This window comes from Pseudomonas sp. AS2.8 (assembly GCF_014190935.1).
Classification (GTDB): domain Bacteria; phylum Pseudomonadota; class Gammaproteobacteria; order Pseudomonadales; family Pseudomonadaceae; genus Chryseomonas.
Genome location: NZ_JACHVV010000001.1, coordinates 228,969 through 248,214, shown reverse-complemented (window position 1 = coordinate 248,214; position 19,246 = coordinate 228,969). Strand labels below are relative to the sequence as shown.

Genomic DNA, 19,246 nt, shown 5'->3' with positions numbered 1-19,246 from the left:
CTATTCCAGAATCTCGTTTATCGAACCTTGCAGTTTACGGGTCACCGGCCCCACGGACCAGTTCGCGGCTGCGTACCGGCGCACGGGCCAGATACCGTATTGGCTGTTGCAGAGGAAAACTTCGTCGGCTCCGAGCAGATCGTCCAGCGTCAGCGACCGGATCTCGCTCGGGATGCCTGCCTGGGCGACGAGGTCGAGTAGCAGACCGCGCAGCACGCCGGCCACGCCACAGCGATCGAGCACAGGGGTCAGCAGCCGCCCCGCGCAGACCAGGAACAGATTGCTAAACACCCCTTCGATCGGCCGGCCGTCCTGATCCAGCATCAGGCCTTCGGCATAGTCGGAGCTGGTCCATTCCCCGCGCGCCAGGACCTGTTCGAGTCGGTTCAGGTGCTTGAGCCCGGCCAGCAGCGGCTGGGTAGCCAGGCGCGTCGTGCAGGGATAGAGGGTGACGCCCTCGGCCGCGTGAGCCGGTGGATAGGCCGGTGCGGGCGAACCCAGCAGCAGGCGTCGTACCGCGGGCTCGGCTGGCGGGGCATACCCGCGCAGGCCGTCACCGCGGGTAAGCAGCAGCTTGGCCACGCCCTCCCCCAGCAGCGCCGCATAGGCGCGGATCTCGGCGTCGAGCTGAGCGATGTCGCAGGGGATACGCAGCCGCTGGCAACCGGTGGCCAGCCGCTGCAGGTGACGTTCCAGCAGCCGCGGCTGGCCCCGGCGTACGGCAATGGTTTCGAACAGCCCATCGCCATAGGCCAGACCCCGATCGCGCTGCAGACCAGGGTCCAGCGGTTGGCCGTTGAGCCAGTCCTGGATCAAGCGTCGAAGCGCCGGAACACCAGACTGCCGTTGGTGCCACCAAAGCCGAACGAATTGGACAGGGCCACTTCGATGGGCCGCTGCCGTGCCTCGTGGGGCACGAAGTCCAGATCGCAGCCGTCGCTGGGATTGTCCAGGTTGATGGTGGGCGGCGCTACCTGGTCGCGCAGGGCGAGCACCGTGAAGATGGCTTCCACCGCGCCCGCGGCGCCCAGCAAATGACCGGTCATGGACTTGGTGGAGCTCACGCTCAGACGCTTGGCCTGCTCGCCGAACACCTGCTTCAAGGCCGCCACTTCGGCCAGGTCGCCGGCCGGCGTGGAGGTGCCGTGGGCGTTGACGTAGTCGACCGCTTCCGGCGCGATACCGGCATCCTTGAGCGTCGCCCTCATGCAGCGAGCCGCGCCGGCACCGTCTTCCGGCGGGGCGGTCATGTGGAAGGCGTCCGCGCTCATGCCGAAGCCGATCAGCTCGGCATAGATGCGCGCGCCGCGCGCCTTGGCGTGCTCGTAGTCTTCCAGCACCAGCGCGCCGGCACCGTCGGACAGCACGAAGCCGTCGCGATCGCGATCCCAGGGACGGCTGGCACGGGTCGGATCGTCATTGCGGGTCGACAGGGCACGCGCCGCGCCGAAGCCACCCAGACCCAGACCCGAGGTCGCCATCTCCGAACCGCCGGCGACCATGACGTCGGCTTCGCCATAGGCGATGTTGCGCGCCGCCATGCCGATGCAGTGCGTTGCCGTGGTACAGGCGGTGGCGATGGCGTAATTGGGGCCCTGCAGACCCAGATGGATCGACAGGAAGCCGGACACCATGTTGATGATGGAGCCCGGTACGAAAAAGGGGGAAATACGGCGAGGACCCTGGGCGAGCAGCGACTGGCAATTCGCCTCGATGTTGGTCAGTCCGCCGATGCCGGAACCCATGGCGACACCCATGCGCTCGCGATTGCCATCGTTGACCTCGAGACCGCTGTCACGCATGGCCTGGAAGCTGGCAGCGAGACCGTATTGGATGAACAGATCCAGCTTGCGGGCTTCCTTCGCGGACAGGTACTGCTCCACGTCGAATCCCTTGACCGATCCGCCGATCCGCGTGCTGAAGGCAGAGACGTCCATATGCTCGATCGGCGCGATTCCGCTGCGACCGGCCAGGATGCCTTCCCAGCTGCTCGCCACATCGGCGCCAAGCGGCGATACCATGCCCATACCCGTGATCACGACACGTCTACGCGACACACCCAACTCCTCTTGTCCTTCCGGGGCGGCCACCCCTCTTAAAAACAGCCGATTGCATCGATCTTGACCTTGGACCTAAAGAAAAGCCGCACGCCCTACAGGACGTGCGGCTTCTTTTGTCCGAAACTGGCGGCTACTTATTGCTGGTGAGCAACGATGTAGTCGATAGCTTCCTGGACGGTGGTGATCTTCTCAGCCTGCTCGTCCGGGATTTCGGTCTCGAATTCCTCTTCCAGAGCCATCACCAGTTCGACGGTGTCAAGGGAGTCGGCGCCCAGATCCTCGACGAAGGAAGCGCTGTTGGTAACTTCCTCTTCCTTCACGCCGAGCTGCTCAGCGACGATCTTCTTAACGCGTTCTTCGATGGTGCTCATACCGTGTTCTCACTCCTAAAGGAAAAATCCGCACAACGGATTGCGCGTAAGTGTATAGAAAGGGATTTCCGTATTTCAAGCTGACGCGACATCAAGACGTATGCGCGGCCATTGCTGGTCCGACAGTTTACCAGCTTAGCGCAATAGCCGCGCGGGGGTAACGTCGGTCAGCTCATGTACATTCCGCCGTTCACGGGGATCGTGGCGCCGGTCACATAGGCCGCGCCCTCGCCCGCCAGGAAGCCGACCACCTTGGCGATCTCGTCGGCCTGGCCGAGGCGGCCGGCCGGGATCTGGGTCAGCAGCGCGGTGCGCTGGGCTTCGGGCAGCTCACGGGTCATGTCGGTGTCGATGAACCCCGGGGCCACGGCATTGACGGTGATGTTGCGCGAACCCACCTCGCGGGCCAGCGCCCGGGTAAAGCCCTCGAGACCGGCCTTGGCGGCGGCATAGTTGGCCTGACCGGCGTTGCCCATGGCGCCGACCACCGAGCCGATGCTGATGATACGACCCCAGCGACCCTTGGTCATGCCCTTGAGCACGGCCTTGGAGAGACGGAACAGGCTGTTGAGGTTGGTATCGATCACGTCGAACCACTCATCGTCCTTCATCCGCAGCATCAGGTTGTCGCGGGTGATACCGGCGTTGTTGACCAGGATCGACGGCGCGCCGAATTGCGCCTGGACCTGCTCGAGGGCGGCCGCGACGGAGGCGTTGTCGGACACGTTGAGCACCAGACCGGTGCCTTCGATGCCATTGGCCTTGAGCGACTCGGCGATGCGCTGGGCGCCCGCCTCGCTGGTCGCGGTGCCGATCACGGTGGCGCCGAGCCGACCCAGTTCCAGGGCGATGGCTTGACCGATACCACGCGTGGCGCCCGTGACCAGGGCGACCTTACCTTGCAGACTCATCTCGTGTTCCTCGATTCAAAAAGCCGCGCGCGCGGCGGCGAAGGCGTCGGGGGTGTCCAGGGCCAGTGTTTCCAGGCCCTTGACGCATCTCTTGTTCAGACCGGCCAGCACCTTGCCAGGGCCGCACTCCACCAGGTGGGTGACACCCTGGGCCGCCAGGTACTGCACGGATTCGACCCAGCGCACCGGACTGTACAGCTGGGCCAGCAGATCCTGCTGGAGGTTGGCCAGGTCGGTGTTGACGCCGGCGTTGACGTTCTGCACCACCGGAATCTCCGGCTGGCTCCAGGTGCAGCCACGCACGTCCTCGGCGAAGCGCTCGGCCGCCGGACGCATCAGGTCGCAGTGGGAGGGCACGCTGACCGGCAGGGCCACGGCGCGCTTGGCGCCCAGGGCCTTGCAGGCGTCGATGGCGCGCTCTACCGCCGCGGCGGCACCGGCGATCACCACCTGACCGGGAGCATTGAAGTTGACCGCGCTCACCACTTCACCCTGGGCGGCTTCGGCACAGGCGGCCAGCACCTGGGCATCTTCCAGCCCCAGGATGGCAGCCATGCCGCCCTGCCCGGCCGGCACGGCTTCCTGCATCAGCTCACCGCGGCGCGCCACCAGGCGTACCGCCTCGGCGAACGGCAGGCTGCCCGCGGCGACCAGCGCCGAATATTCGCCCAGGCTGTGACCCGCGACATAGGCCGGCTTGGCGCCGCCTTCGGCCAGCCACAGGCGCCACAGCGCGATGGAGGCGGTCAGGATGGCGGGCTGGGTACGGTCGGTCTGGTTGAGCGAATCCTGCGGACCCTGCTGGGTCAGCGCCCAGAGGTCATAGCCGAGGACGGCGGACGCCTCGGCGAAGGTTTCGCCGATCAGCGCGTGGTGCGTGGCCAGCTCACCCAGCATGCCCAGGGCCTGGGAACCCTGACCGGGAAAGACGAAAGCGAGAGAGGCGGACATAGGCAGGTCTCTTGTAGGTCCATTGCCGGCGAAACCGCGGTTCCGCCACTGACAGACTGAGATGTCGGTGTCGACCGGTCGGTCACACCGCTTTCAGAACCGCCAAGTTTAACCGGATCCGCCCCGGGAGATCAGTCTCCACATCGCGCAGGGCACGCTCGATGGCCTGAACGAGACCGACTTCGCCTGCCGCGCCATGGCTTTTCACCACCACCGCATTCAGGCCGAGAAAGCTCGCGCCGTTGCGCAACTCGGGATCCCAGTGACGGAAACGTCGGGCCAGCCAGGGCTGCAGCAACTGCCGCTCGAGCCAGGAGGCCGTGCCGCTGCGCTCGACCAGCAGGCGCAGCAGCGCCTCGCCGGACTTGAGCACGGCATTGCCGGTGAAGCCATCGCAGACCACCACATCCGCCACCGCGGCATAGAGATCGCTGCCCTCGACGAAGCCGATGAAGTCGAAGGCCTGACTCTCGGCGAGGCGCCGTGCGGCGTCCTGGATCACCGGCGTGCCCTTGCCCGGTTCGCGACCGACGTTGAGCAGCGCGACCCTTGGCCGCGCCAGGTCCCGGGCCTGGGCCGCGCCCGCCCCCAGATAGGCGAATTGCACCAGCTGTTCGGCGGTGGTGTCGAGATTGGCGCCAAGATCCAGCAGCAGCGTCTGATGCCGACCCTGCCCGGGCAGCGCCGACATCATGGCCGGGCGATCGATGCCCGGCAGCGTTCCGAGCAGCAAGCGCGCCAGCGCCATCCAGGCCCCGGTATTGCCGGCGCTCAGGCAGCCCTGGGCACGGCCTTGCTGCACCGCTTCGAGCGCGGCATGCATGGACGTACGGGTGCGACTACGCACCACACTGGCGGGTCGTTCATCGGGCCCGACGAGGCCATCGACGTAGTCGAACTGCAGGCGAGCGGCAAGAGAGGCAGGCGGTGACCAGGCCGACAGGGCGTCGCGCTGACCACAGAGAAGGAGGTGTAAGGCGGGGAAACGCTCGAGAGCGTCGAGTGAAGCAGGAACAATGCAGCGGGGACCGAAGTCCCCGCCCATTGCATCGATCGCGATGACGATTTCGATCGAGAATTACTCGTCGGAACCTTTGTCGATCACTTTGCGACCGCGGTAGAAACCGTCGGGCGACACGTGGTGGCGCAGGTGAACTTCACCGGTGCTCTTTTCCACGGACAGAGCGTTCGCTTCGAGGGCGTCGTGCGAACGACGCATGTCGCGAGCGGAACGGGATTTTTTGTTCTGCTGAACAGCCATGATTTAACTCCTAAACGTTTGGGTCACGCTTCAACTGCGCAAGTACACTGAACGGGTTGGGTCGCTTTTCCTCGTCCGCCGGCTCTTCGGGCGCCTCGAAACCTTCCGGATGCTGGCAAGCACCTTCTGGATGCACGGGAATGATCGGCAGAGCGAGCAACAGCTCTTCTTCGATCAGACTATGCAGATCCAGGGGCTCTTCACCAACCTCCAGGGCATCGTAACCCTGTGGCAAGGCATCGGCCGACTTCCCTTCCCAGAGCACGGCGAAATCGAATTCGCTGCTAATGGGAAGCACTGCCGGCTCCAGACAACGCTGGCAAATCATCTCGACCTTGGTGTCCAGGACACCATGGATGACGAATTGCTTTTGTTGATCACGCCCGAAGTCGAGGACAACGGCAACCGCGCCTTCGGACTTCACGAGCTGCTCGCCGACACGCCGCATGTTCGCGAGAGGCAGCTCACCCTTGAGGGTTACGCCGCGATCCGCCAATTTGCGAGGATCGACCTGAGGTGGAATTGGCCCATTCAACATAAGCGCGCCATTATAGGGACGGCCTTACGGCTGTCAAAGGAAATTAACCCCGAAGCGACTCCGACCGACCTCTGGTCGACCTCGCCCGAGAACAAACTGATGCCTTTCATTCTACTCGCTTCCAGCTCGCCTTACCGCCGCCAATTGCTGGAAAGGCTGCACCTGCCCTTCACCCACCAGTCGCCGGACATCGACGAGACGCCGCTACCCGGCGAAAGCCCGCGAGCACTGGTGGAGCGCCTGGCCCGAGCCAAGACCGCTGCCCTGGCCGACCAGCGGGAGCCGACGCTTATCATCGGCTCGGATCAGGCGACAGCCATAGAGGGCGAGATTCTCGGCAAGCCCCTCACCCACGAACGGGCCCATCAGCAGCTGACCCAGGCCAGTGGTCGCACCCTGGTGTTCCATACCGGACTGGCCGTACTGGACAGTCGAACCGGCGAGTGCCGGAGCGAGGTAGTGGATTTCCAGGTGCGCTTTCGCCCGCTGGATGCTGCGACGATCGACCGCTATCTGCGGGTGGAGCAACCCTATGATTGCGCCGGCAGCTTCAAGGCCGAAGGCCTCGGCATCGCCCTGTTCGAAGCCATGCAGGGAGAGGATCCGACCAGCCTGATCGGCCTCCCGCTGATCCGCCTGGCCGCACTGCTGCGCCAGGCAGGACTGCAGGTGCCCTAGGCCACCCGCAGTTGGCACCGGCTAACGCAGCGCCGGACCCTGCCAGCCCATATAGAGGGCCAGACGCTCGGCGACGCTGGCGCCCAGGCGCTTGGCGAAGCGATCAAAGGGCGAGTCCTCCTGGGTGAAGTCCACCAGGCGCTCCTCCTTGACCACATCCCGTGCCACGTAGCTGGCACTGCCCAGGCCATCGATCAACCCCAGGGGCAGGGCCTGCTCGCCGGACCAGACCAGTCCGGAGAACAACTCGGGATGGCCCTCGACCCTGAGTCGATCGCCGCGGCCTTTCTTGACGCTATCGATGAACTGCTGATGGGTGGTGTCCAGCACCTGCTGCCAGAAGCGGGTTTCCTCGGGCTTCTGCGGCTGGAAGGGATCGAGGAAGGCCTTGTGTTCGCCGGAGGTGTAGACGCGACGCTCAACGCCCAGCTTCTCCATGGTGCCGACGAAACCGAAGGACGCCGCTGTGACGCCGATGGAGCCGACCAGACTGGCCTTGTCGGCATAGATGGCGTCGGCGGCGCTGGCCACGTAGTAGGCGCCCGAGGCGCCCAGATCGGTGATCACCGCGTACAGCTTGATGTCCGGATGCAGACCACGCAGACGCTTGATCTCGTCATAGATGTAGCCGGATTGCACCGGACTGCCACCCGGACTGTTGATGCGCAGCACCACGCCACGGGTGTTGCTGTCGTCGAACGCCTTGCGCAGCGCGGTCACCACGTTGTCGGCACTGGCCTTCTCGTCGTCGGCGATCACGCCCTTGAGCTCGATGAGCGCGGTATGGGCGCCGGACTCGGTCACCCCGCCCTTCTTGCCCAGTGACAGCAGGGGCGTGAACAGCACCAGCATGAGGATCAGGTAGGCAAAGGTCAGCAGCTTGAAAAAGATGCCCCAGCGCCGTGCCCGCCGCTGCTCGCGCACGCTGGCGAGCATGGTCTTCTCGATCAGGGCCCAGGTCTTGTCGTCCGCCGGGCGCGTGCGCCCGCTGTCTTCCTTCCACTCGTCAGCCATGCCCTACCTCATTCCTGACCACAGGATTGTCACCCAGCCATAGCGCCAGGTCCGCGAAAGCTTCGATCACCAGGCGCGGCCCGAAATCCCTCAGGACCTCGGCCGGCTGGGCACCATAGGCGACCCCGACTGCAGCGACCCCGGCCCGCCGCGCCATTTCCAGGTCGAAGACGGCATCCCCGATCAGCAGGGCGCGCTCTGGCGCCACGCCGCAGTGGGCGAGAATCTCCTGCACCATCTGCGGATCGGGCTTGCCGGCGGCCTCGTCGGCGCAGCGGGTGATGTCGAAGAACTCGCTCAGGCCATGCTGCTGCAGCGAACGGGCCAGGCCGCGCCGGCTCTTTCCGGTCGCCACGGCCAGCTGATAACCCTGGGCGCGAAAGCGCTGCAGCCCGCTCAGCACCTCGGGAAACAGGGGCGACGCCGCCTGCTCGCGACGGACGAACTCGGCGCTGTAGGCATCGCGAAACCCCTCGATCTGCGCCGGGGTCACCAGATGCGGATAGAGGGTCTGGATGGCCGCGACCAGCTCCAGGCCGATGATGCCCTTGATGGCCACGTCGCTACGCGGCGGCAGCCCCAGTTGCTCGGCGGCCACGTGCATGACCTCGACGATCCGGCCGATGGAATCCGCCAGAGTGCCGTCCCAGTCGAAGATCAGCAGCTGGTAGTCAGGCATCCAGACGCTCCAGCGTCTGACTCCAGGTGCCGTCGACCGGCGCTTCCAGGCGCAGCTCACCGCCCTCGGGCAAGGGGATCACCAGACTCGCCGAGTGCAGGAACAGTCGCTTGCCGCCGAGTTCGCGGATCTCCTGGGAAAAGGCTTCATCGCCGTACTTGGGATCGCCGGCGATGGCGTGCCCCGCATGACGCGCATGGACACGGATCTGATGGGTCCGCCCCGTCACCGGCCGTGCCTCGACCAGGGTGGCGAACTCGCCATAGCGCCGCAACACGCGGAATTCGGTGAGCGCCTCCTTGCCTTCGTCGTTGACCTCGACCATGCGCTCGCCGGACCTGAGGGTGTTCTTCAGCAGCGGCGCGCTGATCTTCTTCTTGGCCGCCGGCCAGTGGCCGCGCACCAGGGCGTGATAGCGCTTGTCCACGCCGTCGCCGCGCAGGGCTTCGTGCAGGAAGCGCAGCATGCTGCGCTTCTTGGCGATCATCAGCAGGCCCGAGGTATCCCGGTCGAGACGATGGACCAGCTCGATGTCGCGGGCGTCGGGACGCAGCTGGCGAAAGACCTCGATGACCCCGCCGGACAGGCCACTGCCGCCATGCACGGCGATGCCGGCCGGCTTGTTGATGACGATGAGGGCCTTGTCCTCGTGGACGATGGAGTCCTCCAGGCGCTCGAGCAGCCCCTTGGCCAGGGGTGCCGGCTCGTCGGGCTCGGACAGGCGCAGCGGCGGTACGCGGATCTGGTCGCCGGCCTGCAGGCGGTAGTCGGGCTTGATGCGCCCCTTGTTCACCCGCACTTCGCCCTTGCGCAGGATGCGATAGATGAGGGTCTTGGGCGCACCCTTGAGGTGGGTACGCAGGAAGTTGTCGATACGCTGGCCGGCATAGTCGGCGGGCACATCGAGCAGTTGAACGCCGGTGCTGGGAGAAGGAGGCTTAGTCATTGGCAGATGATAGCAATTTTCCCTTATTTGAAGCACTTAAAGCTTGCTGCTATAGTCCGGAGGCGGTTATCAGTCCTGTCTGGATGGCACCGCTCGCGAGGCCGTAGATTCCGCCCGCGAATAATAGGCTGCAAATGCAATAGTCACTGGACGTCTGGCCGTCCAGCAGACCGCCGACTCTGCCCAAGGGGGTGAGTGGCGAGCTGCGATCCGCCTGGTAACCAAGGCAGCGGCACCCAGGGTGTCAGCTGTAAAACGACAACCGCTCCGGACCTTGCGGGCGGCACCAGATTCCTGAAGATTGTGTGCAGGATGGAGATGCACAACCAGCGTATCGCGTAGCCTGACAGTACGCCTGCAGCCCGCTTCGCGCCCAGCTTCGGCCAAGGTGACGATCGCAGGTGGAAGCCTCAAGGCCAACGGCCGATGCTCCAACCGCGACACCTGACACGAATCCCGCGACGACCCGGCTGCCCGAGCCTTTCGGCTGTCACGCCCGCACCATGCCTGGTTGATTCCTCCTCTTGTGGAGCTGCAACGGCAGTCGCTCAAGCGCCTGCAGGAGACGTAGTCGCGGCACGCCCTCCGGGCCTGCTGCTGGACACGAAGGCCGGCTTGGACCGGCTTCGATACGACCCCGTGCACCCTTCTCCTGAATCCTGTTGCCACCACGCGGGCCGAGAGCCTGGAACGTAGTGGTATTACATGAAAAGAATGCTCATCAACGCGACCCAGCCCGAGGAATTGCGGGTTGCCCTGGTCGACGGTCAACGTCTGTTCGATCTGGACATCGAGTCCGGAGCCCGCGAACAGAAAAAGGCCAACATCTACAAAGGCCGCATCACCCGCATCGAACCCAGCCTGGAAGCCGCCTTCGTCGACTTCGGCGCCGATCGCCACGGCTTCCTCCCGCTGAAGGAAATCTCCCGGGAATACTTCAAGAAGAACCCGGAAGGCCGCGTCAACATCAAGGAAGTGCTCTCCGAAGGCCAGGAAGTAGTCGTCCAGGTCGAAAAGGAAGAGCGCGGCAACAAGGGCGCCGCCCTGACCACCTTCATCAGCCTCGCCGGTCGCTACCTGGTGCTGATGCCCAACAATCCCCGCGCCGGCGGCATCTCCCGCCGCATCGAGGGTGAAGAGCGCAACGAACTGCGCGAAGCCCTGAACGGCCTGAACGCCCCGGGCGACATGGGCCTGATCGTGCGCACCGCCGGCCTGGGTCGCAGCACCGAGGAACTGCAGTGGGACCTCGACTACCTGCTGCAACTCTGGTCCGCCATCAACGAAGCCTCGGGCGAGCGCAAGGGCCCCTTCCTGATCTATCAGGAAAGCAACGTCATCATTCGCGCCATCCGCGACTACCTGCGCCAGGACATCGGTGAAGTCCTGGTCGACAGCGTCGAAGCCCAGGAAGAAGCCCTGAGCTTCATCCGCCAGGTGATGCCGCAGTACGCCAGCAAGATCAAGCTGTACCAGGACAGCGTCCCGCTGTTCAATCGTTTTCAGATCGAAAGCCAGATCGAGACCGCCTTCCAGCGCGAAGTGAAGCTGCCCTCGGGCGGCTCCATCGTCATCGATCCCACCGAAGCCCTGGTGTCCATCGACATCAACTCGGCGCGCGCCACCAAGGGTGGCGACATCGAAGAAACCGCCCTGCAGACCAACCTGGAAGCGGCTGAGGAAATCGCCCGCCAGCTGCGCCTGCGCGACATCGGCGGCCTGATCGTCATCGACTTCATCGACATGACCCCGGTCAAGAACCAGCGCGCCGTGGAAGATCGCGTCCGCGAAGCCCTGGAAGCCGACCGCGCCCGCGTGCAGATCGGTCGCATCTCCCGCTTCGGCCTGCTGGAAATGTCCCGCCAGCGCCTGCGCCCTTCCCTGCGCGAAACCAGCGGCATCGTCTGCCCCCGCTGCAACGGCCAGGGCATCATCCGCGACGTGGAATCCCTGTCGCTGGCCATCCTGCGCCTGATCGAGGAAGAAGCCCTCAAGGATCGCACCGCCGAGGTCCGTGCCCACGTACCCATCCAGGTCGCGTCCTTCCTGCTCAACGAGAAGCGCAACAGCATCACCAAGATCGAGCTGCGCACCCGCGTGCGCATCATCATCCTGCCGGACGATCACATCGAGACCCCGCACTTCGAAGTGCAGCGTCTGCGTGACGACAATCCCGAGCTGCTGAACAGCCAGTCCAGCTACGAGATGGCCAACACCGAAGCCGAAGAAGTACAGCCGGTCAGCTCCACCCGTACCCTGGTGCGCCAGGAAGCGGCCGTGAAGGTCGCGCCCGAGCGCGCACCGGCCCCCACTCCGGTCACCGCCGAAGTCGTGGCGCCCGTCGCGCCTGCCGCCAAGGCCACCGCCGAGCCCAATCTGTTCAAGGGCCTGGTCAAGTCCCTGGTCAGCCTGTTCGCCGGCAAGACCGAAGAGCAGCCGATGGCCGACAAGGCCGTTGCCGCACCGGTCGCCGCCAAGAGCAGCGACGAGCAACGCAGCCAGGACGAGCGTCGCAACGGTCGTCAGCAGAATCGTCGCCGTGAAGGCCGCCGTGACGACGAGCGCAAGCCGCGCGAAGAACGCCAGCCGCGCGCCGATCGTGGCGAGCGCAGCGAGCGCCCGGCCCGTGAAGAGCGCAAGCCGCGTGAAGAGCGTCAGCCTCGCGAAGAGCGCCAGGCCCGCGAAGACCGCCCGGCGCGCGAGGAGCGTCAGCCCCGCGAAGAGCGCGCCACTCGCGAAGAGCGTCAACCGCGTGAAGAACGCCAGCCGCGCGAGGAGCGTCAGCCGCGCGAAGAGCGTCAGCCCCGCGAGGAGCGCGCCACTCGCGAAGAGCGTCAGCCGCGTGAAGAGCGTCAACCCCGTGAAGAGCGCCAGCCGCGCGAAGAACGCGTGAGTGCCGAAGAGCGTCCGGTTCGCGAAGAGCGCCAGCCGCGTGAAGAGCGTCAGCCTCGCGAGGAGCGCAAGCCACGTGAAGAGCGTCAGCCCCGCGAAGAGCGCAAGGCTCGCGAAGAGCGTCAGGAAGCGGCCAGCGCCGAAGAGCTGAACGAAGAAGAAGTGCTGGAAGGCAATGACGAGCTGGAAGAAGGCGAAGAGCGTCCGCGTCGCCGTTCCCGCGGTCAGCGTCGCCGCAGCAACCGTCGCGAGCGTCAGCGCGATGCCAATGGCAACTTCATCGAAGACGAAGAGCCGGGCACCGACGCCACTGTGGCGCCAGCCGCCATCGCGCTGGGTACCGCTGTCGTGGTGAGCGAGAGCGTGACCGCCGTCGCCACCCAGGAAGAGGCTCGTGAGGTTCGCGAGCATGAGCCGGTAGTGGCTGCCGACACCCCGGCCGCTGAAGTCACCCGGGAAACCGCGGTGGAGCAGTCTGCCGCCGAAGCACCGGCCCAGCCGGAGATCCTCACGCCCAACGTGAGCCAGTTGCAGGACGAGCGTGCGCCGCACCAGGAAGTGGAAATTGCTGCACCCGCCGCCGAGCAGGTCGCTCCGGTCACGACCCCTGCCGCTATTCCTGCCGCACCGGTCGAAGCCGAAGCTGCAGAGTCGGCCGCAGGTCGCGCCTCCAACGACCCGCGCGAGCGTCGTCGCCGTGAGCGCATGGCTCGTGAAGCTGAAGCCGCTCGCGCCAACCAGCCCGAGCAGCAGGCCGAGGCACCCGCGCTGGGCGCCATCGCCGAAACCGAGGAAACCTTCGCTACCGCAGCGGTAGGCACTGTGGAGCCGCAGCAGGCGCCCGAGGTCCAGCCCGTCCAGGCAGCCGAAGAACTGCCCGCAGCCGAGGCCGAGTCGGCACCGATCGTGATGGAAGAGCCCGTCGAGGTCGTGCCCAGCCCTGCCCAGGAAGAAGCGGCCAGCGCTGCCCTGACCGGTCAGGAGAGTGCCACTGAAGAAGCACCCAAGGCCGATGCCGTAAAATCGGATGAAGCCATTCAGGCGGAACTCGATCGCAAGCTCAAGGACTCCCGGGAAAATCATCCCGGCTGATCTCAGCCACCCATGAAAAGGGGCGCCTCGGCGCCCCTTTTTTTATGCCTGGAATCCGTACAGGCGATGGTACGCGACCGAGTACGAGCTCGCACCGTCCCAGACAAGGCCATGCAAGCCTTGTGCGGCCTGACGCCGAGCCCGAGGCCAGGGAAGAGGCCCTGGTAGCGGGCGGCCCGCCGGAGCCGCCTCAGCCCACCTTACGGCGCCTTGACATAGCAGGCAGCTTGGCGAAGCCCAGCATTGAGTGGGATGTCCGGGCTGTTGGGCTTCGGTGGTGGAGCTGCCTCAACCCAACCTACGGCGCCCTGACATACCGGGTAGGTTGGTGCTAAGCGCAGCGAAGCCCAACGCTGGGCATGAGATAGCCTGCCTGCCAGAGGCTTCGGCGATGGAGCTACCTCAACCCAACCTACGGTGCCCCGACATACCGGGCAGGTTGGTGCCGGGCGTGGAGGCGCCCGACATTGGGCGGGATGGCTGGGCTGTTGGGCTTCGGCGGTGAAGCTGCCTCAGCCCAACCTACGGTGCCTCGACATACCGAGCAGGTTGGCGCTGAGCGCAGCGAAGCCCAACGCCGGGCGAGATAGCCTGCCTGCCGGAGGCTCCAGCGCCCATGCGGGAAAAATCCCGGGCATAAAAAAACCCAGCCATTGGGCTGGGTTTTTCGAGCGTATCCCGGAGGATTAACGCTTGGAGTACTGCGGACGCTTACGCGCTTTGCGCAGACCGACTTTCTTACGCTCGACTTCACGGGCGTCACGAGTGACGTAACCGGCTTTGCGCAGCGAGCTGCGGTAGCCTTCGTCGTACTCGATCAGAGCGCGGGTGATGCCGTGACGGATAGCACCGGCCTGACCGCTCACACCACCGCCAGCGACGGTGACGTAGATGTCGAACTTCTCCAGGGTCTCGGTCAGCTCGAGGGGCTGACGCACGACCATGCGCGCGGTTTCGCGGCCGAAGAAGGTGTCCAGAGCGCGATCGTTGATGGAGATCTTGCCAGTGCCCGGACGGAGGAAGACACGAGCGGTGGCAGTCTTACGACGGCCGGTACCGTAATTTTGAGTTGCCGACATGTTGTACTATCCCGATTAAAACTTGAGTTCTTGGGGCTGCTGAGCGGTGTGCGGATGGTTCGCACCCTTGTACACCTTGAGCTTGCGATACATGTCGCGGCCCAGCGGGTTCTTCGGCAGCATACCCTTGACGGCGGTCTCGATGACGCGCTCGGGAGCACGGGCGATCAGCTTTTCGAAGTTGATCGACTTGATGCCACCCGGGAAACCGGAGTGATGGTAGTACATCTTGTCGGTAGTCTTGGCACCGGTCACACGAACCTGCTCGGCGTTGATGACGACGATGTAGTCGCCGGTGTCAACGTGAGGGGTGTATTCGGGCTTGTGCTTGCCACGCAGGCGAGTGGCGATTTCAGTAGCCAGACGACCCAGAGTCTGGCCAGCAGCGTCGACGACGTACCAGTCGCGCTTAACGGTTTCCGGTTTTGCGGTGAAAGTTTTCATTCTCTATGGCCTCAGAGGCCGCCCTGGTAAAAAGACGGCAAATTCTACACAACAGTGCAACCCCAGACAAGTCGGGGGCAGCCGGAAACAGACGCTCTTCGGGGGCTCGGGTCGGCGTCCGCTACGGCGATCTCGGCAGGCTTAGGCATCCCCCGCCAAGAAAGCTGCGGCATGATACCCGTTCACACCAGAAAAGCAACCGGAAGCTAGAAAGAAAATAGCGCCTGGGTCGCTGCCGAACCCTGGCGGCGCGAGGCCAGGTGATCGGCCAGCCGCGTCGGTTCCGGCAGGCGGTGACGCCTTACGCAGGCCATGACCAGCGCGGGCGCGGTGGCCAGACCGACCCGGTGCCCGGGCGAGACGATCAGCGGCTTGACCCGATCCTTGCTGCGCAGCACCGTGCCTATCACCCCACCCTCGCGATCCAGCAGGTCGACCTGGCTGCCGCGCGTCTCGGCGAGTTCGCCGTGATGGCCGGTCAGGATTTTCTTGGCCACGCCGATCGTCGGCAGACCGGTGACCACGCCCAGATGAGCGGCGATGCCCAGTCGGCGGGGATGGGCGATGCCGTGGCCATCGCAGAACACCAGATCGGGAGTCTCCGGCAATTGCGCCAGCGCCTGGAGCAGCGCCGGCAATTCCCGAAAGGACAGCAGGCCGGGCACGTAGGGCATCACAGTGGGAATGCGGGCGATGGCATGGGCCAGCGGCTGCAGGGTTTCGGCATCGAGCAACACGGCCACGGCACGGGTGATCTCGCCGCCTTCCTCGAAGCCCACGTCGACGCCGGCATAGCGCCGCGGCGCGCCGAAGTCGTCGTGCAGCAGGACCTGGCGGGCCAGTTGCTTCTGCAGAATGCGCGCCTGGGCGGGCGAGCCGTCCCAATCGGCGAAGGGATCGGAATTCACACGTACCTCCCGAGAACCTGGGTCAAAGGATTGATCCTTCAACCCGGGCAGGGTTCACGGCTTGTGCGGACGGGCCAGGTATTCGTGGGACTGCATTTCCAGCAGGCGACTGAGGGTACGCTGGAATTCGAACTCCAGGCGGCCACCGGAATAGAGGTCCTTGAGCTCGACCTCGGCGGACAGGATCAGCTTGACCTGGCGATCGTAGAATTCGTCGACCAGGTTGATGAAGCGCCGCGCCATGTCGTCCTTGAGCGCATCCATCTGCTCGACGTTGCTGACCAGCACCGTCTGGAAGATCTTGCCCAGTTCGATGTAGTCGTTCTGGCTGCGTGGACCGTCGCAGAGGGCGCGAAAATCGAACCAGGCGACATCTTCGCAGGTGCGCCGAGCGCGGATCTCGCGATTCTCGATCATCAGCGGCACGTCTTCGCAGAGGTCGTTGCACTCGACGGTGAGCGAACGGAAGCTCTTGGCCATCGCCGCCTCGACCTCGTCGCTCAGCGGATAGTGAAACAGCTGGGCCTGCTCCAGGGCGCGCAGGCGATAGTCCACGCCGCTGTCGACGTTGACGATCTCGGTGTGCTCCTTGAGCAGTGCGATGGCCGGCAGGAAGCGCGCGCGTTGCAGGCCGTCCTTGTAGAGGCCGTCGGGCACGATGTTCGAGGTGGCGACCAGACTCACGCCGTTCTTGAACAGCTCTTCCAGCAGGGTCGCCAGGATCATGGCGTCGGTGATGTCGGAAACGAAGAATTCGTCGAAGCAGATCACCCGCGCCTCGTCGGCGAAGCGCCGGGCGATGATGGTCAGCGGATTCTTCTCGCCCTTGAGGGTGCGCAGCTCTTCGTGGACCCGCTTCATGAAGCGGTGGAAGTGGGTGCGCATCTTCTGCTTGAACGGCAGGGCGTCATAGAAGGTATCGACCAGATAGGTCTTGCCGCGCCCTACCCCACCCCAGAAATACAGACCCTTGACCGGCGTGACCGTCTTGCGCCCGAGCAGCTTGCCGAACAGGCCGCCCTTGGCGGCGGGCTCGACGAGCAATTCGTCATAGAGGCGCTGCAGATGGCGCACGGCCTCTTCCTGGGCAGCATCGTAGAAAAACTCCGGGCGCTTGAGGTCGGCCTGGTAACGCTCGAGGGGGGTCATGGCGGCTTCTGGTCGGGTGGGAAAAAAGGGTGGTCACTGTAATGGCGGTCCCTGGCGTTGACAACGCCGGGGACCGCGGGTGCCCTTTAGGCCTCGGCCAATTGCGCCAGGGCGGTCCGGGTGCGCTCGATCAGCGCATCGCGCGCGGCGGGGGAGTCGCCAGGGACGCCCTCGGCGACGACCTGATCGTCCAGCAGCAGCTGGAAGCCGTTGCCCTCACCCGCCACGACACTGGCCGGCGTGGTGACCAGTTGCTTGCTGGTGATGCCGGCGGTCTTGGCTTCGGCGAAGGGAATCGACAAGGCCAGTTCGGTACCGTCGGCATCGAGCAGACGGAAGCGGAAGCTGCCGTCGCTCTCGCGGAAGCTGACGAAGCGGGCGGTCTTGCTGGCCTTCTTCTTGGTGCCGCCGGTGGCGACCTGGGTCTTGAGCGAACGCAGGCCCACGGCCTCGCGCAGCTCGCCGAGGAAGGGCGTGGCATAGCGGCGAGCCTTGGCGGCGCCGGCCAGCAGGATGTCTTCCAGATCATCGGGCCGGGCGATCAGCGCCGCGTAGCGCTCGCGGGCCTCGCCCAGCTCGGCGTCGAGCAGCTCGAACAGCTGGCCCTTGGCTTCGCCCCAGGCCAGGCCGTCCTGCAGGGCCGCGCGGAAGGCCGCGCTCTGCTCGGGGGTGGCGAAGGCCTGGTAGAGGGTGAAGAGGTGGGCGCTGTCGGGGTCCTTGGGCTCGCCGGGCAGGCGCGAATCGGTGACGATGCGGGCGATGGCGTCCTTGAGCTGCTTGGCGCTGCCGAACAGCGGGATGGTGTTGTCGTAGCTCTTCGACATCTTGCGGCCGTCAAGGCCGGGCAAGGTGGAGACGCTTTCCTCGATGACCGCCTCGGGCAGGGCGAAGTAATCGCGCCCGTTGCCGAACAGGTGGTTGAAGCGCTGACCGATGTCGCGGGCCATCTCCACGTGCTGGATCTGGTCGCGCCCGACCGGCACGCGCAGGGCGTTGAACATCAGGATGTCCGCGGCCATCAGCACCGGATAGCTGTAGAGCCCCATGGTGACTCCGGCATCGGGGTCCTCGCCCTGCTCCAGGTTGCGGTCGACCGCGGCCTTGTAGGCATGGGCGCGATTGAGCAGGCCCTTGCCGGCGACGCAGGTGAGCAGCCAGGTCAGTTCGGGGATCTCGGGGATGTCGGACTGGCGATAGAAGGTGACCCGCTCCGGATCCAGGCCGCTGGCCAGCCAGGTGGCGGCGATCTCCAGGCGCGAACGCTGGATGCGCGCCGGGTCGTCGCACTTGATCAGGGCATGGTAGTCGGCGAGGAAATAGAAGGAATCGGCATCGTCGGCCAGGCTGGCGCGGATGGCGGGGCGGATGGCCCCGGCGTAGTTGCCCAGGTGCGGGGTACCGGTGGTGGTGATGCCAGTGAGGATGCGAGTGGTCATGGAGGCGCTGGGAATCCGAGAGACTAACGAGGGTCAGGCCTGCAGGCGTGGCAGGACCAGATCTTTGAGTTCGACGAGTTTGCCATGGAAGAAATGGCTGCATTCGGCGACGCGGAGCAATTCGTGCGGCTGTTCGAGCGCGGCGGACCAGGCGTAGACCCGCTCGGGGGTCACCACTTCGTCGGCCTCGGGCTGGATCACCGTGAGGCGCGCCCGCTGTGGCAGGCGGCCGTCGACCGCGAAACGCTCCACCGGCGGCGCCAGCATGAACAGCCGTTCCACCGCCACGCCCTCGCCTTCCAGGCGACCGCCGAGGCAGGCGGCGACGCAGGAGCCGAAGGAGAAACCGCAGAGGGTCAGCGGCAGCTCAGGGTGGCGGTCGCGCAACCAGGCCACGGCGGCCGCGGCATCGTCGATCTCGCCTTCACCGCCGGCATGCACGCCGGTGCTGGCGCCGACGCCGCGGAAGTTGAATCTGAGGGTGGCCTGGCCGGCGTCCCGGGCGATGCGCTGCAGGGTGGCGACCACCTTGTTCTGCATGGCGCCGCCATGGAGCGGATGGGGATGACAGAGCAGGACCGCGCCGGTGGGGGCATCCGGGCTCTGGTACAGCGCTTCCAGAGTGCCCGCGGGGCCCTCCAGCAGCAGGGATTGTTCACGGGCTGACACGCTTGACTCCGTGATCCCGGACGAACAGTGCTCATCCAAGGAGTTGATTTTGATAGGGTCGATCCTGCGCGATGCCTGACTGCGGGGTATGATGACGCCCAGCGAATGGCAGAAGACGCAACCCAGTGTACAGGCTCGCCGGTCTGCCGTTACCGTAAAGCAAAGCCG

Annotated in this window: 19 protein-coding genes; 2 read left to right on the top strand and 17 right to left on the bottom strand. The window is 65.3% G+C overall.

The genetic code is table 11. The features are described 5' to 3' along the window. The 8 genes from pabC to FHR73_RS01060 form a co-directional block, all read right to left on the bottom strand. Positions 1 to 813, bottom strand: a complete 813-nt coding sequence (gene pabC / locus FHR73_RS01095; RefSeq protein WP_183630162.1) for an aminodeoxychorismate lyase — start codon at positions 811 to 813, stop codon at positions 1 to 3. Continuing rightward, positions 813 to 2,057, bottom strand: coding sequence for a beta-ketoacyl-ACP synthase II (gene fabF, locus FHR73_RS01090; RefSeq protein WP_183628885.1), 1,245 nt, complete (start codon positions 2,055 to 2,057; stop codon positions 813 to 815). The genes pabC and fabF overlap by 1 nt, the downstream gene beginning before the upstream one ends. Positions 2,058 to 2,194: 137 nt before the next feature. After that, positions 2,195 to 2,431 (bottom strand): acyl carrier protein, encoded by a 237-nt coding sequence (acpP, locus tag FHR73_RS01085; protein WP_007160597.1) that lies wholly within the window; start codon positions 2,429 to 2,431, stop codon positions 2,195 to 2,197. A gap of 167 nt (positions 2,432 to 2,598) precedes the next feature. Continuing rightward, on the bottom strand, positions 2,599 to 3,342 hold the full coding sequence (gene fabG, locus FHR73_RS01080) for a 3-oxoacyl-ACP reductase FabG (RefSeq protein WP_183628883.1): 744 nt from the start codon (positions 3,340 to 3,342) through the stop codon (positions 2,599 to 2,601). 15 nt (positions 3,343 to 3,357) lie between these two features. Next, positions 3,358 to 4,293 carry an ACP S-malonyltransferase gene (gene fabD / locus FHR73_RS01075; RefSeq protein ID WP_183628881.1) on the bottom strand — a complete coding sequence of 312 codons (936 nt, stop codon included), beginning with the start codon at positions 4,291 to 4,293 and terminating at the stop codon, positions 3,358 to 3,360. 82 nt (positions 4,294 to 4,375) lie between these two features. After that, positions 4,376 to 5,365 (bottom strand): phosphate acyltransferase PlsX, encoded by a 990-nt coding sequence (gene plsX / locus FHR73_RS01070; RefSeq protein WP_409258655.1) that lies wholly within the window; start codon positions 5,363 to 5,365, stop codon positions 4,376 to 4,378. Between the two features lie 6 nt (positions 5,366 to 5,371). Next, positions 5,372 to 5,554: a 50S ribosomal protein L32 gene (gene rpmF / locus FHR73_RS01065; RefSeq protein ID WP_007160601.1), complete on the bottom strand. Its 183-nt coding sequence runs from the start codon at positions 5,552 to 5,554 to the stop codon at positions 5,372 to 5,374. A 10-nt stretch (positions 5,555 to 5,564) separates the two neighbouring features. After that, positions 5,565 to 6,092 (bottom strand): YceD family protein, encoded by a 528-nt coding sequence (locus FHR73_RS01060; protein WP_133862679.1) that lies wholly within the window; start codon positions 6,090 to 6,092, stop codon positions 5,565 to 5,567. A gap of 99 nt (positions 6,093 to 6,191) precedes the next feature. Here FHR73_RS01060 and FHR73_RS01055 point away from each other — a divergent pair, with 99 nt between their 5' ends. Then, positions 6,192 to 6,770 (top strand): nucleoside triphosphate pyrophosphatase, encoded by a 579-nt coding sequence (locus tag FHR73_RS01055; RefSeq protein WP_183628877.1) that lies wholly within the window; start codon positions 6,192 to 6,194, stop codon positions 6,768 to 6,770. Positions 6,771 to 6,791: 21 nt separating this feature from the next. Here the strand turns inward: FHR73_RS01055 and sppA are convergent, their stop codons facing one another. Genes sppA through rluC form a run of 3 tightly spaced genes read right to left on the bottom strand, consistent with a single transcriptional unit; the run spans position 6,792 to position 9,409 of the window. Further along, the gene (sppA, locus tag FHR73_RS01050; protein WP_183628875.1) at positions 6,792 to 7,784 is read right to left on the bottom strand and encodes a signal peptide peptidase SppA; all 993 of its coding nucleotides are present in this window, start codon (positions 7,782 to 7,784) and stop codon (positions 6,792 to 6,794) included. Continuing rightward, positions 7,777 to 8,463, bottom strand: coding sequence for an HAD-IIIA family hydrolase (locus FHR73_RS01045; RefSeq protein WP_183628873.1), 687 nt, complete (start codon positions 8,461 to 8,463; stop codon positions 7,777 to 7,779). The genes sppA and FHR73_RS01045 overlap by 8 nt, the downstream gene beginning before the upstream one ends. Further along, complete coding sequence (gene rluC, locus FHR73_RS01040; RefSeq protein ID WP_183628871.1) at positions 8,456 to 9,409, bottom strand: 23S rRNA pseudouridine(955/2504/2580) synthase RluC; 954 nt, start codon at positions 9,407 to 9,409, stop codon at positions 8,456 to 8,458. Before rluC ends, FHR73_RS01045 begins: the two co-directional genes overlap by 8 nt. Positions 9,410 to 10,114: 705 nt before the next feature. Between rluC and rne the strand changes: the two genes are divergently transcribed. Beyond that, positions 10,115 to 13,393, top strand: coding sequence for a ribonuclease E (gene rne, locus FHR73_RS01035; RefSeq protein ID WP_183628869.1), 3,279 nt, complete (start codon positions 10,115 to 10,117; stop codon positions 13,391 to 13,393). A gap of 686 nt (positions 13,394 to 14,079) precedes the next feature. Here the strand turns inward: rne and rpsI are convergent. The 6 genes from rpsI to FHR73_RS01005 form a co-directional block, all read right to left on the bottom strand. Beyond that, positions 14,080 to 14,472 (bottom strand): 30S ribosomal protein S9, encoded by a 393-nt coding sequence (gene rpsI / locus FHR73_RS01030; protein WP_017640910.1) that lies wholly within the window; start codon positions 14,470 to 14,472, stop codon positions 14,080 to 14,082. 15 nt (positions 14,473 to 14,487) lie between these two features. Beyond that, a complete protein-coding gene (gene rplM, locus FHR73_RS01025; RefSeq protein ID WP_007160609.1) occupies positions 14,488 to 14,916 on the bottom strand; it encodes a 50S ribosomal protein L13 in 429 nt (142 codons plus the stop codon). Positions 14,917 to 15,122: 206 nt separating this feature from the next. Next, the gene (gene nfi / locus FHR73_RS01020; protein ID WP_183628867.1) at positions 15,123 to 15,824 is read right to left on the bottom strand and encodes a deoxyribonuclease V; all 702 of its coding nucleotides are present in this window, start codon (positions 15,822 to 15,824) and stop codon (positions 15,123 to 15,125) included. Positions 15,825 to 15,878: 54 nt separating this feature from the next. Beyond that, positions 15,879 to 16,973, bottom strand: a complete 1,095-nt coding sequence (gene zapE, locus FHR73_RS01015) for a cell division protein ZapE (protein ID WP_183628865.1) — start codon at positions 16,971 to 16,973, stop codon at positions 15,879 to 15,881. A gap of 86 nt (positions 16,974 to 17,059) precedes the next feature. Next, positions 17,060 to 18,409 carry a tryptophan--tRNA ligase gene (locus FHR73_RS01010; protein ID WP_183628863.1) on the bottom strand — a complete coding sequence of 450 codons (1,350 nt, stop codon included), beginning with the start codon at positions 18,407 to 18,409 and terminating at the stop codon, positions 17,060 to 17,062. Positions 18,410 to 18,442: 33 nt separating this feature from the next. Beyond that, a complete protein-coding gene (locus FHR73_RS01005; protein ID WP_183628861.1) occupies positions 18,443 to 19,078 on the bottom strand; it encodes an alpha/beta hydrolase in 636 nt (211 codons plus the stop codon). Positions 19,079 to 19,246 lie beyond the last annotated feature (168 nt).

What these genes read in the sequence shown, in the direction of transcription:
- acpP (WP_007160597.1), bottom strand. Translation starts at nt 2,431, where the DNA reads ATGAGCACCATCGAAGAACGCGTTAAGAAGATCGTCGCTGAGCAGCTC.
- fabG (WP_183628883.1), bottom strand. Translation starts at nt 3,342, where the DNA reads ATGAGTCTGCAAGGTAAGGTCGCCCTGGTCACGGGCGCCACGCGTGGT.
- fabD (WP_183628881.1), bottom strand. Translation starts at nt 4,293, where the DNA reads ATGTCCGCCTCTCTCGCTTTCGTCTTTCCCGGTCAGGGTTCCCAGGCC.
- rpmF (WP_007160601.1), bottom strand. Translation starts at nt 5,554, where the DNA reads ATGGCTGTTCAGCAGAACAAAAAATCCCGTTCCGCTCGCGACATGCGT.
- FHR73_RS01060 (WP_133862679.1), bottom strand. Translation starts at nt 6,092, where the DNA reads ATGTTGAATGGGCCAATTCCACCTCAGGTCGATCCTCGCAAATTGGCG.
- FHR73_RS01055 (WP_183628877.1), top strand. Translation starts at nt 6,192, where the DNA reads ATGCCTTTCATTCTACTCGCTTCCAGCTCGCCTTACCGCCGCCAATTG.
- sppA (WP_183628875.1), bottom strand. Translation starts at nt 7,784, where the DNA reads ATGGCTGACGAGTGGAAGGAAGACAGCGGGCGCACGCGCCCGGCGGAC.
- FHR73_RS01045 (WP_183628873.1), bottom strand. Translation starts at nt 8,463, where the DNA reads ATGCCTGACTACCAGCTGCTGATCTTCGACTGGGACGGCACTCTGGCG.
- rluC (WP_183628871.1), bottom strand. Translation starts at nt 9,409, where the DNA reads ATGACTAAGCCTCCTTCTCCCAGCACCGGCGTTCAACTGCTCGATGTG.
- rne (WP_183628869.1), top strand. Translation starts at nt 10,115, where the DNA reads ATGAAAAGAATGCTCATCAACGCGACCCAGCCCGAGGAATTGCGGGTT.
- rpsI (WP_017640910.1), bottom strand. Translation starts at nt 14,472, where the DNA reads ATGTCGGCAACTCAAAATTACGGTACCGGCCGTCGTAAGACTGCCACC.
- rplM (WP_007160609.1), bottom strand. Translation starts at nt 14,916, where the DNA reads ATGAAAACTTTCACCGCAAAACCGGAAACCGTTAAGCGCGACTGGTAC.
- zapE (WP_183628865.1), bottom strand. Translation starts at nt 16,973, where the DNA reads ATGACCCCCCTCGAGCGTTACCAGGCCGACCTCAAGCGCCCGGAGTTT.
- FHR73_RS01010 (WP_183628863.1), bottom strand. Translation starts at nt 18,409, where the DNA reads ATGACCACTCGCATCCTCACTGGCATCACCACCACCGGTACCCCGCAC.